Annotated in this window: 10 protein-coding genes and 1 pseudogene; 8 read left to right on the top strand and 3 right to left on the bottom strand. The window is 58.2% G+C overall.

The genetic code is table 11. From position 1 onward, the window contains the following. The first annotated feature begins 43 nt into the window (after positions 1-43). The 5 genes and pseudogenes from KYE_RS22110 to KYE_RS02070 all read left to right on the top strand — a co-directional run bounded on the left by KYE_RS22110 (position 44) and on the right by KYE_RS02070 (position 4,649). Positions 44-960: pseudogene (locus KYE_RS22110) on the top strand (LysR family transcriptional regulator). Continuing rightward, positions 950-2,242 carry a Xaa-Pro dipeptidase gene (gene pepQ / locus KYE_RS02080; RefSeq protein ID WP_008169937.1) on the top strand — a complete coding sequence of 431 codons (1,293 nt, stop codon included), beginning with the start codon at positions 950-952 and terminating at the stop codon, positions 2,240-2,242. The pseudogene KYE_RS22110 and the gene pepQ overlap by 11 nt, the downstream one beginning before the upstream one ends. Positions 2,243-2,340: 98 nt before the next feature. Beyond that, complete coding sequence (locus tag KYE_RS20950; RefSeq protein WP_008169936.1) at positions 2,341-2,547, top strand: bacterioferritin-associated ferredoxin; 207 nt, start codon at positions 2,341-2,343, stop codon at positions 2,545-2,547. Between the two features lie 107 nt (positions 2,548-2,654). Continuing rightward, complete coding sequence (gene bfr, locus KYE_RS02075; RefSeq protein WP_008169935.1) at positions 2,655-3,131, top strand: bacterioferritin; 477 nt, start codon at positions 2,655-2,657, stop codon at positions 3,129-3,131. Positions 3,132-3,290: 159 nt separating this feature from the next. Then, entirely contained in the window at positions 3,291-4,649 is a 1,359-nt protein-coding gene (locus KYE_RS02070; protein ID WP_008169934.1) for a phosphomannomutase/phosphoglucomutase, read from the top strand. A gap of 38 nt (positions 4,650-4,687) precedes the next feature. Here KYE_RS02070 and KYE_RS02065 read toward each other — a convergent pair whose 3' ends face one another. Together KYE_RS02065 and KYE_RS02060 are read right to left on the bottom strand one after the other, a co-directional pair. Next, the gene (locus tag KYE_RS02065; RefSeq protein ID WP_008169931.1) at positions 4,688-5,815 is read right to left on the bottom strand and encodes a phospholipase A; all 1,128 of its coding nucleotides are present in this window, start codon (positions 5,813-5,815) and stop codon (positions 4,688-4,690) included. A gap of 11 nt (positions 5,816-5,826) precedes the next feature. Next, positions 5,827-6,165: a hypothetical protein gene (locus KYE_RS02060; protein WP_008169930.1), complete on the bottom strand. Its 339-nt coding sequence runs from the start codon at positions 6,163-6,165 to the stop codon at positions 5,827-5,829. Positions 6,166-6,367: 202 nt separating this feature from the next. On the opposite strand from KYE_RS02060, the gene KYE_RS02055 reads away from it, so the two are divergent. Continuing rightward, positions 6,368-6,781: a c-type cytochrome gene (locus KYE_RS02055; protein ID WP_008169929.1), complete on the top strand. Its 414-nt coding sequence runs from the start codon at positions 6,368-6,370 to the stop codon at positions 6,779-6,781. 61 nt (positions 6,782-6,842) lie between these two features. On the opposite strand, the gene rep is transcribed toward KYE_RS02055, so the two are convergent. Then, entirely contained in the window at positions 6,843-8,861 is a 2,019-nt protein-coding gene (rep, locus tag KYE_RS02050; protein WP_039881783.1) for a DNA helicase Rep, read from the bottom strand. Between the two features lie 143 nt (positions 8,862-9,004). On the opposite strand from rep, the gene KYE_RS02045 reads away from it, so the two are divergent. Further along, on the top strand, positions 9,005-10,741 hold the full coding sequence (locus tag KYE_RS02045; protein ID WP_008169927.1) for a putative bifunctional diguanylate cyclase/phosphodiesterase: 1,737 nt from the start codon (positions 9,005-9,007) through the stop codon (positions 10,739-10,741). 49 nt (positions 10,742-10,790) lie between these two features. Then, complete coding sequence (locus tag KYE_RS02040; protein ID WP_008169926.1) at positions 10,791-13,130, top strand: Tex family protein; 2,340 nt, start codon at positions 10,791-10,793, stop codon at positions 13,128-13,130. The last annotated feature ends 28 nt before the right edge of the window (positions 13,131-13,158 follow it).

Below are 13,158 nucleotides of genomic sequence, written 5' to 3'. Positions count from 1 at the left end.
GAAGAACTCGCATCGACACAACGACATACCCTCAGGGGATTCCATGGAAGTACGCTGGTTGGAAGATTTTCTGGCGCTGGCCCGAACGCGCCATTTCGCACGTGCTGCCGAATTGCAGCATGTGAGCCAGCCTACGTTCAGCCGACGGATCAAGCTGCTGGAAGAGGCCATGGGCAGCACGCTGATCAACCGCCAGACGTTGCCGCTCTCACTGACACCGGCAGGGGAGATGTTCCGGGAACTGTGCGAGCGAATCACCCGTGACGTGCTGGATACCCGGGACCGCATTGCCGCCCTTGAAGCCGAGGCTTCTGCCCGGATCAGTGTCGGCTCCACCCAGGGGCTGTTTTCCCACTTTTACCAGGCCTGGGCCAGAGACGCGAGTATTGCTGAACGCCTGCAGCTGAACCTGAATGCCACCAGCTGGGTGGGCGAGCAATTCCTTGAGGCGCTGGACAGTGGCGAATGTGATCTGGTGTTGTGTTACTGGCACCCGGATTTGCCCTGGGGCGGCAGGTGGCCGAAGACAGATACGAATGGCTGGTGCTGGCGCGGGAGTCGCTGGTGCCGGTCAGCGTTGCTGACGACGACGGACACCCCCGGTTTGCTCTGCCGGGCAGCCCGGAACAGCCGGTACCGCTTATTGCCTACCACAGCCGTGGTTTTCTCCAGTCGGCGATCGAAGGTCATCTTGTTCGGCGTGGGCTAACCGCCAATCTGTTGCCCTTGAACGAAAATACCCGGTCAGCCAGTATCAAGGCATTGGTCAAGCAGGGTTTCGGCATGGGCTGGTTGCCCAGACGCATGACCGAGAAAAGCGAACAGTTCGGCAGTCTGGTGCGCGCCGGTGATGAGAGCTGGGATGTGCCCCTGGAAATCCGCCTGGTCCGGCTGCGGGATACCCGGTCGGACGATCTCTTAACGCTCTGGACAAAACTGGAAGATGTCTATGCCACATGATGCCCTTTTGTCGCTGCAGACGGACCACCTCAACGAACTGCAGGGCCGCTACGAATCGGCGATGGCGGAGCATGGCTACGACAGCCTGCTGATCGCTTCCGGTGCCGCCCCTTATCGCTACGGCGATGATCAGGCCTGGCATTTCCAGGGCTATGGCCCGTTTCTGCACTGGACCGGTCTGGCTGGCCGCGAACACTGCTGGCTCTGGATCCGGGCGGGGCACAGGCCCGTGCTCTGGTTGTTCGAGCCGGTGGACTTCTGGCACGCCAATCCAGTGTTACCGGAAGAGCCCTGGCAGACGTTTATCGAGGTTCGCAGCAGCGCCTCACCCAGGGCGCCGTTGCTGGATGATCCCGGCAGCCTGGCGGTGATTGGCGATCCGGCACTGATCAGTAATGTCCCCGGAGACGCAAACCCGGACGATCTGCTCCGGGACCTGGACGAAACCCGCGTTCGTAAAACTGCCTATGAAATCGAGTGCCTGGCCCAGGCCAACAGGCTGGCTCTGGCGGGCCATGCTGTTGCCCGGGAGGCATTCCTGGCCGGTGAAAGCGAGTTCGGCATCAACCTGGCCTACCAGCAGGCGACCCGCCAGCGGGAAGCCGAGGCGCCTTACCACAGCATCATCGGCCTGAATGAGCACGCAGGTACGCTGCACTACCAGTATTACGATACGCAGCCTCCGGGGCAGCCCCGCAGCCTGCTGATCGATGCCGGCGTTCGTTATCGCGGCTATTGCTCCGACATCACCCGCACCACGGCGGGACCGGAGGAGTCACACTTTGCGGCCCTGATTCACGGGCTTGAGCGACTCCACCTGAGACTGTGCGACATGGTGGCGCCGGGTGTGGATTACATCGAGATTCATCGCAAGGCCCATCAGGGGGTTGCTACTTTGCTGTCAGCGACTGGTCTGGTATCGGGCCTGGACGACGAGGCCATCGTCGACAAAGGCATTACCCGGGTTTTCTTTCCCCATGGCATTGGTCATTTCCTGGGCGTGCAAGTCCATGATGTGGCCGGCAAACCGACGCCCCCGCCAGAAGACGCCCCGTTCCTGCGCCTGACCCGCCGGCTGGAGCCCGGCATGGTGGTGACCATTGAACCAGGCTTCTATTTTATTCCCTCGTTGCTGGAACCCCTGCTGGAAGGGGAGTTGGGGTCATACCTGAACCGGGAGCTGATCGGCAGGCTGAGGGGCTGCGGGGGTATTCGTATCGAGGACAACGTGGTTGTTACAGCAACGGGGAGCCAGAATCTGACGCGCCAGGACCCGGCCTGAAACATTCCGTTGCACAAATTTAATACAAAAGGCTTGCAATTCTGGATGTGAATAACAATAATTATCACTAACTTTTGTAGCGTTAGTGAGTAGCCGCGATGTATGTCTGCCTTTGCCACGGGGTAACCGATCGAGAAATCCGTGAAGCCGCTGAAGACGGTGTGTCTTCCATGCGTCAACTGGGTAAGCAGTTGGGTGTCGGAACCCAGTGTGGCCGTTGCGCCTGCACCGCACGGGAAATTCTTCGCGAGAGTCGTTCGACGGATTATCTGGCACTGGCCAATATGCTCGCTCAACCGGCCTGATATCCATCCTGATTTCCATTTGCGACCTTTTTGCAGTCGCGGTTTTTTATCGGCGCTCAACGGTCTATCCTTGTCTACTAGGTATTCATCACACAAGGAATCCGGTTATGAAAGGCGATAAAAAAGTCATCCAGTACCTCAATAAGGCGCTTGCCAACGAGCTGACTGCCATCAACCAGTATTTCCTCCATTCCCGTATGTACAAGGACTGGGGAATCACCAAGCTGGCAGACAAGGAATACGAAGAGTCCATCGACGAGATGAAGCACGCCGACGAGCTGATCGAGCGTATTCTGTTCCTCGAGGGGCTGCCCAACCTGCAGGATCTGAACAAGCTGCTGATCGGTGAAAACGTGGAGGAAATGCTCCAGTGCGACCTGAAACTGGAGTTGGCCGGCCATGCGGACTACGTAGAAGCGGTTGCCTATTGTGACGAGGTGAAGGACTACACCTCTCGCGAAATTTTCCGTCGCATTCTGGAAAGCGAGGAAGAGCACATCGACTGGCTCGAAACCCAGCTGGAAATGATTTCTCAGATGGGTATTCAGAATTACATCCAGCTGCAATCAGGCGCATCTGAGTAAATTCTGACCGGCACCCGCCAGAACTGGCGGGTGCCGGAGTTCCCTCCCTGATTTTTCCGGTCTAGTTCCCCGATTTCACCCCACAGCGGTTAGAATATCCGGAGTTTTATGTTCTGACATATCCGGATCCTGCCGGATGCCACTGACCGGGAGACTGCAATGGACCTGTCCTGCTTCAAGGCTTACGATCTTCGTGGCCGTGTACCTGACCAACTAAACCCCATTCTGGCCGAGAAAATCGGGCGCGCCTACGTGGAAATTACCGGCGCTAAAAAAGTGATCGTCGGCTACGACATCCGTCTTTCGAGCCCGGACATTGCCGAGGCGCTCAGCTCGGGCCTCATGGCAGCCGGTGCGGATGTTTTTGATATCGGCCTGTGCGGCACCGAACAGGTGTATTTCGCTACCAGCCACTACAAGATGGACGGCGGCATCATGGTGACCGCCAGCCACAACCCGAAAGACCACAACGGCATGAAAATGGTCGGCCCCGAATCCCGGCCGATCAGCTCTGACAACGGCCTGAACGAGATTCGCGATAGAGTTCTGGAGCCTTTTGGTGATGCGCCCGAGCAAGGACGTTACGAGCCCCTGGAAGTCATGAGCGCCTACATCGACCATCTTCTGGGCTACGTTGACGCGGTCTCACTCACGCCAATGACCATTGCCGTCAACGCAGGTAACGGCGGCGCCGGCCTGGTGATCGACGAACTCGAACAGCACCTGCCCTTCGAATTCGTAAAAGTACACCATGAACCTGACGGCCATTTCCCCAACGGTGTTCCCAATCCGATCCTGCCGGAAAATCGCGCCGTCACCGCTGACGCCGTTATCGCAGAAGGTGCCGTCATGGGCATTGCCTGGGACGGCGACTACGACCGCTGCTTTTTCTTCGACGAAAACGGTCGTTTTATCGAGGGTTATTACATTGTTGGTCTGCTGGCCGACCAGTTCCTGCGCAAAACCGGCGGCGGCAAAGTCATCCACGACCCCCGCCTGACCTGGAACACCCTCGACCTGGTCGAAGCTGCTGGCGGCGAAGCCATCGAGAGCAAAACCGGCCACGCCTTCATCAAACAGAGAATGCGTGATGAAGACGCGGTCTACGGCGGCGAAATGAGCGCCCACCACTACTTCCGCGACTTCGCCTACTGCGACAGTGGCATGATCCCCTGGCTGCTGGTCGCCGAACGCCTCTGCCAGTCTGGCCAGACCCTGTCGTCGCTGATCGACGCCCGAATCGAAGCCTACCCGGCCAGCGGCGAGATCAACCGCACCATCGCGGATCCCCCCAAGGTCATCGCTGCGATTGAAGCCAAATACAGCGTCGGCGCCAAAAACGTCAGCCACGTGGACGGCGTCAGCATCGAATTCGACGACTGGCGCTTCAACTTACGAATGTCCAACACTGAGCCGGTTGTGCGCTTGAACGTCGAATCAAGGGCGGATATTCCGTTGATGGAAGAGAAAACCGCGGAGTTGCTGGCTGAAATGGATCGGCTAAACAAAGAAGGCTAACCCGAATGCTGGCTCTGACCGTTACCAAATAGAAACAGTCAGAGCCAGTCGTTCAGCATAATCCCGATACCAATCCGCTGAATCCGGTGGTTGTAGTCAATCAGACTCTCCCCATACCCGTTGTAGTACTGGAAAAACCCCTTAACCGTATCCCCCATCGGAAAACTATACCCGAACTCCACCGACGTCTTGTTGTCATCCGACCGCAGATTGTTCATCAGCCGTAACGAAAACGTCCGGTCCTCGGTCAGCTTGTACACCGCATAGTAGTTGGCATGCCCCAGATAGCGCTCAATATCGGCATTATCGTCGTTGCTGTTCTCCGGAATCCGGTACCAGGGTTGAACCATAAAGAGCCAACGATCATAGCTGTAAGCCGCAGATGCCATAATCCGGTTCCAGCTGCGAGACCGAGGCTCCGACTGGCCGTTCGACTGATGGTTTAGGCCCAGGGTCACGCCATTCAGCCGCCCCGGTCCGAGATCCCAGTCGGCCTGATAGCGCGCGAATATCTCAGGTTCGTAGTTGGTTTCCCGGAAAGGTGCGGAATCGTCCTTGTTGTAGACCTGCCAGAACGAAGTCTGGGTGTAGCCAAACCAGAGGGTGGTGCGGTCATCCAGAATCCCCGTCAGCAACGGCACCTTGAAGCTGATCTGGTACTTGGCCTCTTCCCGTTCCAGCTCGTAGTCATAGCCGACGGAGCCCAGTCTGGGGCTGGATGGCACATCGTTCGGGTCTTCCACCCAACTGATGGGCAGGATATAGGTGGGGCGATGTCCCACGAAACTTCCGGAGAATGAGAAAACGGCTTTTTCAGCCGCCACATAACGGTCGACCAGCGCCGACATGACGCCCGCATCAGGATCACCTTCAAGGGCGTTGCCGGCAACGGCGTCGAGATCCTCGCCATTCGGTGCCAGCTGTTCCGCGCTCTTCTCGGCCTGCTCTTTGGCACTTTCTGAGGCCTGGGCCTGTCGCTCTGCTGGTTTATAGAGGCTATCAAAACAGGCCAGCCGTTTGACCCCGTCTTCAATCAGGGCACATTGTTCGGGAGAGTCTATCGAGGGTGTCTCGTTGGTCTGAGCCGCCACCGTGGCGGACACCGACAACAGCAGCGAGATGGTGAGAAGGCCCCGTGGTGGCGACAGCGTATGAAGGTACGTCATGAGGCGGTCTCCTAGCTGGCAGTCAGGCTGAACCAGGTATTGGCAATGCCGTAAATCCAGACGCCGATCAGGGTGACGGCAAGAAGCGAGAAAATAAGCTTGTGCTTGAACCGGTTGCCGCTGTCTGCAGACGCAACCCAGCGCAGGTACATCAGCCCGATGAAGCTTAGGAAAACCCCCAGGCTGGCGAAGGCAGGAATCAGCAGCCAGCCGGCACTGATCGCCTGGCCGTCACTGGTCTGACTGGAAAACCACCCCATGGAAGCAAGCAAAACAGCCAGCGCCGTGAATTCGGCAATCAGCAGCGGTTTGCGCAACGGGTGGGGCGAAGTCGGTTCCGTATTGGTCATGGAAACAGGTCCTGAATGGTAAAACGTCGGCGAACACCATGGTAACCGGATTGTTCGCGAAACACCCTCTGACTTACGAAATCGCAATTAAAATGGTTGAAATCAATTTATGATTTTGCTGTTTGGTTTTTTTGCCTGGTTTCAGTCGCTATAATGCGGCGACCGAAGATTATAACGCTCAAATGCGAGGTGCATTGTGAAGATGAAGAGAGTCCTGGTTGCTGTACTGGTCGTTCTTGGCCTGACAGCGGGTGCCGTAATGGCAAGTGTTGAAGATGAAATCCGTGCACGTATTCAGCCGGTGGGCGAGGTGTGTCTGCAGGGTGAAGAGTGTGGTGAGGCTGCGGTCGCCACCGAAACCGCCAGCGCCGGTCCTCGCTCGGGCAGCGAAGTTTACGATGCTGTCTGCATGGCTTGTCATACCACGGGTGCTGCAGGTGCGCCGGTGATTGGCGATGCGGATGCCTGGGCACCGCGCATCGACAAGGGCCTGGACACCCTGGTGAGCCACGCTATCAATGGCTTCAACGCGATGCCGGCAAAAGGCGGCTGTTCAAGCTGTCCGGATGAAGAAATCCAGGCGTCTGTTGAGTATATTGTTGAGCAGAGCCAGTAAGCGTGCGGTTTATTCGTTGAAAAAGCCCCTTTAGAGGGGCTTTTTTGCGTCTGGGTACTGACTAGAGGCCGAGGTCTCCGATCAGCGCGCTCAATGTTGCTTTCCCTTTCTTCTGATTGGCCTCCACATCCAGGTCGCCGGTGCCTTCCCACTTGAGATCTTCTTCGGGCAGTTCATCAAGAAAACGGCTCGGGATGGTTTCCAGCTTTTCCCCGTACTGTTTCCGGATAGCCGCATAGGTCAGCGTCAGTGTTTCCCGGGCGCGGGTGATGCCTACGTACATCAACCGCCGCTCCTCCTCGATGTTGCCTTCCTCGATGCTGCTTCGGTGGGGCAGGATTTCCTCTTCAAGCCCCATGATGAACACATGGGGAAACTCCAGGCCCTTGGAAGCGTGCAGGGTGAGCAGCTGAACCTTGTCACTGTCGTCGTCCTCTTCCCGCTGTTCCATCATGTCCCGCAGGATCAGTTTGGTAATGGCATCTTCGATGCCGAGCTCATCGGCCGTGCCCTTGCCGTCATCGAGCATGCGCTGGATCGATTCCACCAGGTACCAGATATTTTCCATCCTTCGCTCGGCCTGCTTGGGCGTGCCGGAGTGTTGGTGCAGCCACTCCTCGTACTCGATGTCCGTGAACAGCTGTTTGATCACGGGTATCGGATTCTCGCTGTGCAGCCGCTCGCAGGTGGCGTCCACCCAATGGGCAAAGCGCCGGAGACGGTCCAGGCCCTTCTCGGTTACGTGGGTCTCTGCGCCCATGTCTCCCAATGCCTTGAACAGGCTGATATTTCGAGAGCGTGAATAGTGGCTGAGCTGCTCAAGGGTGCGCGGGCCGATTTCCCGGCGGGGCACGTTGACCACTCGAAGGAAGGCAGCGTTATCGTCGGGATTGATCAGCAGACGCAGGTAAGACATGGCGTCCTTGATCTCGTTCTTCGAGAAAAACGACTGGCCGCCGGAGATCCGGTAGGGGATCTGGTAGGCCTGCAGCTTCATTTCCAGCAGTCGTGCCTGGTGGTTACCCCGATACAGTACGGCAAAGTCCCGGAAATCGAGGCCTTTCTTCAGCTTCTGGTCGAGGATCTCGGTGGCAACCCGGTCGGTTTCCGCGTCTTCGTTGCGGCACCGGACGATCCGGATTTCCTCACCGATGGTGTGATCACTCCACAGAGCCTTCTCGAACACGTGGGGGTTGTTGGCAATCACGGTGTTGGCACTGCGCAGGATCCTGGCCGTGGAGCGGTAATTCTGCTCAAGCTTGACGATTTTCAGGCTCGGGAAGTCTTCCTTGAGCTGGGCCAGGTTTTCCGGTCGGGCGCCGCGCCAGGCATAGATCGACTGGTCGTCATCGCCAACCACAGTGAACGCGGCCCGCTCTGCGACCAGGAGTTTGACCAGTTCGTACTGGCACACGTTGGTGTCCTGGTATTCATCCACCAGCATGTAGCGAATCTTCCGCCGCCATTTCGCGAGCACGTCCGGATTTGAGCGGAACAGCATCACGGGAAGCAGGATCAGATCATCAAAATCGACCGCGTTGTAGGCCTTCAGGTATTCGTTGTATTTCTTGTAGATGATGGCGATGCGCTGTTCCCGCTCATCCGCCGCCTTGCTCAGGGCCTCGGCCGGCCCCCGCATGGCGTTTTTCCAGGACGAGATGGTCATCTGGATGTCGTTGAGTTCGTCCCCAGCCTCGGCACTGGCTTCCCGCAGCATCAGATCCTGTAACAGGGCCTTGGCATCCTCGGCATCGAAGATGGAAAAGCCGGGGTGGTAGCCGAGATGCGTGTGCTCTTCCCGGATCATATTGAGGCCAAGGTTATGAAAAGTGGATACAATCAGGCCTCGGGTCAGCTTCCGCTCCACGATCCGGCCAACCCGCTCCTTCATCTCCCGGGCGGCCTTGTTGGTGAAGGTGACCGCGGCAATATGACGCCCCGGGATTCCGAGCTGCTCGATCAGGTAGGCAATCTTGCGGGTGATCACGCTGGTCTTGCCGCTGCCGGCACCAGCAAGCACCAGCATGGGGCCATCGGCATAGCGGACTGCTTCGCTTTGTCTCGGGTTGAGCTTGTTCACAAATAAATGGCCAGAATGGAACGAAATGGGGATAACGGACGTGGGCTTATTCTACACCAGACAGAGTTGCTGTACCTTGACGATCTATCGACTATGATTGATAGAACGGACTTGGTTGTTCACGCATAAATGGATCCTGCTAGATGACACTGCCACTGGAAACCGTGAGGCCCGGACAGTTGCGCCTTTTGGTTCTGACACCAGATTACGCTGATTTTCTCTGGCTGAATGCTCTCCTGGCGGGTGACGTCGAAATCAGTGCGGACGCAACCTGGTGCCCGGATCTGGTGGATTGCGATGATCTGATCCGGAACGCCAGTTTTGATCTTATCGTATGGGATTGCGTGTTCCACGGTGGGTCTGAAGCCTCCTTCCTGCAGTACCTGGCCGTCGCCAGCAATGAAAAGCCGGTACTGGCCCTGAGTGCCGAGCTTCCCGGGGAACGGGCGCCCGAATTACTTGCTTCGGGCGCCGCTGATTATCTCAGTCGCCAGAACCTGGACCACTGGAACTTCCGTCGTGCGGTAAAGTGCCTCTGGTACCGGGGTCAGTTGTCGGAATCGGCTCATGGTCAGTTGGGCCGCGAGGTCGCCACCGGTTTTATCAACCGGGACCTGTTCTTCGATCGGCTTCAGCAAGCGCTTTTGCGTGCCGAACGCGCGGGCCACCGTCTGGCTTTGTTGCACCTCAATATTGATGATTTCCGCAGCATCAACGAGTCGTTTGGCTATCAGAAAAGTGACCAGTTGATGATGAAACTGGCAGAGCGGCTCCGACATTCCCTCCGACGCGTGGATTCGCTGATGCGCATTGGCGGTGACGAGCTGGCTATTATTGTTGAAAAGGTCGAAGACTCCCTGGATATCACCCAGATTATCCGCAAGGTGGTCAGCGCCCTTGATGAGCCGGTTACCATTGATGGCCAGACCGTCGTGGTGAGTGTCAGCCTTGGTGTTGCTACCTACCCGGAAGCCGGCGATAGCGCCGAAAATCTGTTGCGTCGGGCCAATCGTGCCATGTTTGAAGCCAAGCGGGACCCGGGTACCAGCTACCGCTTCTACGACCGGCAGTTGCACATTTCCGCCGGTTACCAGCTTCGCCTGGAGGCGGATTTGCGCAATGCCCTGCGGGGCAAGGAGTTGGAGCTTTACTACCAGCCCCGGATTGATCTGGCCACCGAGGAGGTTCGGGGCGTGGAATGCCTGCTGCGCTGGAATCATCCGGAGCGGGGGTTGGTGGGGCCGGACGAATTCATCCCGGTGGCCGAGCGCAGCGGACTGATCGTGCCCATCGGTTACTGGGTCATCGAGCAGGCCTGTAAGCGTTTGCAGGAGTCGGCCGAGCTCGGCTTTCCCGGCCTGGTGTTCGCCGTCAATCTGTCGTTCCGGCAGTTTCACGACCGCAAGATGACCGAAACCATTTTCCGCATCATCTTCAACGCCAACGTGGACACCAGCCTGCTGGAGCTGGAGCTCACCGAGAGCGCCATGATGCACGACCCCGAGTATGCCCAGCGCTGCCTGCGTGAACTGAATCAGCTGGGTATCAGCTTTGCCCTCGATGATTTTGGGACCGGCTTTTCCTCCCTGAGCAATCTTCAGCATTTGCCCATCTCACTGGTGAAGATCGACAAGTCGTTTGTGCAGGAGCTGGGCAATTCGGCAGACGCCGAACACATCATTCGGGCCATCATCAGCCTGGCCCACAGCCTGCAGATCAGTGTGGTGGCCGAAGGTGTGGAAACCGAAGGCCAGCTGGAGTTTCTGCGCCAGCAGCATTGCGATGAAATCCAGGGCTATTACTACGCCCGCCCCATGCCCTGGGCCGATCTTGTGCAATTCCTGAACAAGCGGGGCGAGGCCGCTTGCCTGCAGCAGTAAGCCGCTGTACCTTTGCTGGTTTATTGGCAAAGCATCAGACAGAGGTTGCATGAACAGTATCTCCAGGCGTATCGCCGACGAGCTCGGTGTCCGCGAGCAACAGGTTAATGCCACCGTCGCCCTGCTCGACGAGGGCGCGACCGTTCCGTTTATCGCCCGCTACCGGAAAGAGATCACAGGCTCACTGGACGACAGCCAGCTGAGGAACCTGGAAGAACGTCTGCGCTATTTGCGGGAACTGGAAGACCGTCGTGCCACCATCCTCAAGAGCATCGAGGAGCAGGGCAAGCTGACCGACGAGCTCAGGGCCAGCATTAACGAGGCGGATGCCAAGAACCGTCTGGAAGATCTTTACCTGCCCTACAAGCCCAAGCGCCGGACCAAGGCCCAGATTGCCCGCGAGGCGGGTCTGGAGCCGCTGGCTGACGCCCTCTATGATGATCCGACTCTCGATCCTGAAACCACTGCCCAGGGCTACCTGAACAAAGAAGCCGGCGTGGAAGATACCAAGGCTGCCCTGGATGGCGCCCGCTACATTCTGATGGAGCGGTTTGCCGAGGATGCCGAGCTGCTGGGCAGCCTGCGGGACTTTATCTGGCAGGAAGGCCAGCTGAAAGTCACCGTGGTGGAAGGCAAGGAAAACGAGGGGGCCAAGTTCCGTGATTATTTCGACCACGTTGAGCCGCTTAAGAAAGTTCCGTCCCACCGTGCCCTGGCCATCCTTCGGGGCAGGAACGAGGGCGTTCTTGGTTACACGATTGTTGTTGGTGATGCCGAGGATGACCGCCGTGCGCCCCACCCGGCCGAGCAGCGCATCGCCGCTCGCTGGAATATCCGGGACAATGGTCGTGCTGCCGACAAATGGCTCTCGGAGGTGGTTCGCTGGACCTGGCGGGTGAAACTCTCCACCCAGATTGAAACCGATCTCATGGCACAGGTCCGCGAAGCGGCAGAAACCGAAGCCATCAACGTGTTCGCCGCCAACCTCAAGGATCTACTGCTGCTGGCACCGGCCGGTCCGCGCCCGACTCTGGGCCTGGACCCCGGCCTGCGTACCGGGGTGAAAGTCGCTGTTATTGATGGCACAGGCCAGGTGGCCGGCCACGGTGCTATTTTCCCTCACGCACCCCAGAACCAGTGGGACCGTTCGATTGAGCAGCTGGCGGCCTGGTGTCGGGAGTACAAGATCGAGCTGGTGGCCATTGGTAATGGCACCGCTTCCCGGGAAACGGAGAAGCTGGTCGGCGACCTCAGCAAGCGTTACCCCGAATTGAAGCTGGCCCGGATCGTGGTCAGTGAGTCCGGTGCTTCGGTCTATTCAGCCTCCGAGTTCGCCTCAAAAGAACTGCCCGATCTGGATGTCACCATTCGCGGCGCGGTGTCCATTGCCCGCCGGTTGCAGGATCCGCTGGCCGAACTGGTGAAAATCGAGCCGAAATCCATCGGGGTGGGGCAGTACCAGCACGACGTTTCCCAGGTGCAGCTGTCACGAAGCCTCGATGCCGTAGTGGAAGACTGCGTAAACGGCGTGGGTGTGGATCTGAATACCGCGTCAGCGCCACTGCTGGCAAGGGTCTCGGGCCTGAACCAGACCATCGCCCAGAACATCATTGAGTTCCGCAACCAGAACGGCATGTTCCGCAACCGGAAACAGCTGCTCAAGGTCACCCGTCTCGGGGACCGCACGTTCGAGCAGGCGGCGGGTTTTCTGCGTATTGCCGGCGGCGAGAACCCCCTGGACCGGTCCTCCGTGCACCCGGAAGCCTATGGCGTGGTCGAGGCCATCGCCCGGAAAAATAATCGCGAAGTGGGCGATATCATCGGCGATCCCTCGTTCCTGCGTGGTCTGAATCCCCAGGATTACGTAACAGAACAGTTCGGTTTGCCGACTATCAAGGACATCATCTCGGAACTGGAGAAACCGGGGCGGGATCCGCGACCGGAATTCAGGTTCGCAAGTTTTGAGGAAGGGGTCGAAACCCTGAGCGATCTCAAACCCGGCATGGTGCTGGAAGGGTCGGTGACCAACGTGACCAACTTTGGCGCGTTTGTGGATATTGGTGTGCATCAGGATGGCCTGGTGCACATTTCCGCGCTGTCCCACACCTTCGTCAAGGATCCCCGAGAAGTGGTCAAGGCCGGGGATATCGTCAAGGTTAAGGTGATGGACGTGGATATCCCGCGCAAGCGAATTGCCCTGACCATGCGTATGGACGATCAGCCTGGCGAGAAAAACGAAGGCAAGCCAATGGCTGCCAACCGCTCCGGAGCCAGCCGCAAGGGCGGAAACCGGAATGCCGGTAATGGCGGTTCCGGTCAGAAATCCCCACAGGGCGCCATGGCTGGTGCGCTGGCCCAGGCACTTGCCTCGGCGCGCAAGGACAGCTGACGGGTTTACAATCTTTTCACCGGCCGGT

Origin of the sequence: Marinobacter manganoxydans MnI7-9 (assembly GCF_000235625.1) — a bacterium.
In the GTDB taxonomy this organism is placed as follows: Bacteria; Pseudomonadota; Gammaproteobacteria; order Pseudomonadales; family Oleiphilaceae; genus Marinobacter; species Marinobacter manganoxydans.
Note: the sequence above shows the minus strand (reverse complement) of the source record. Positions and strands in the feature narration are given on the sequence as shown.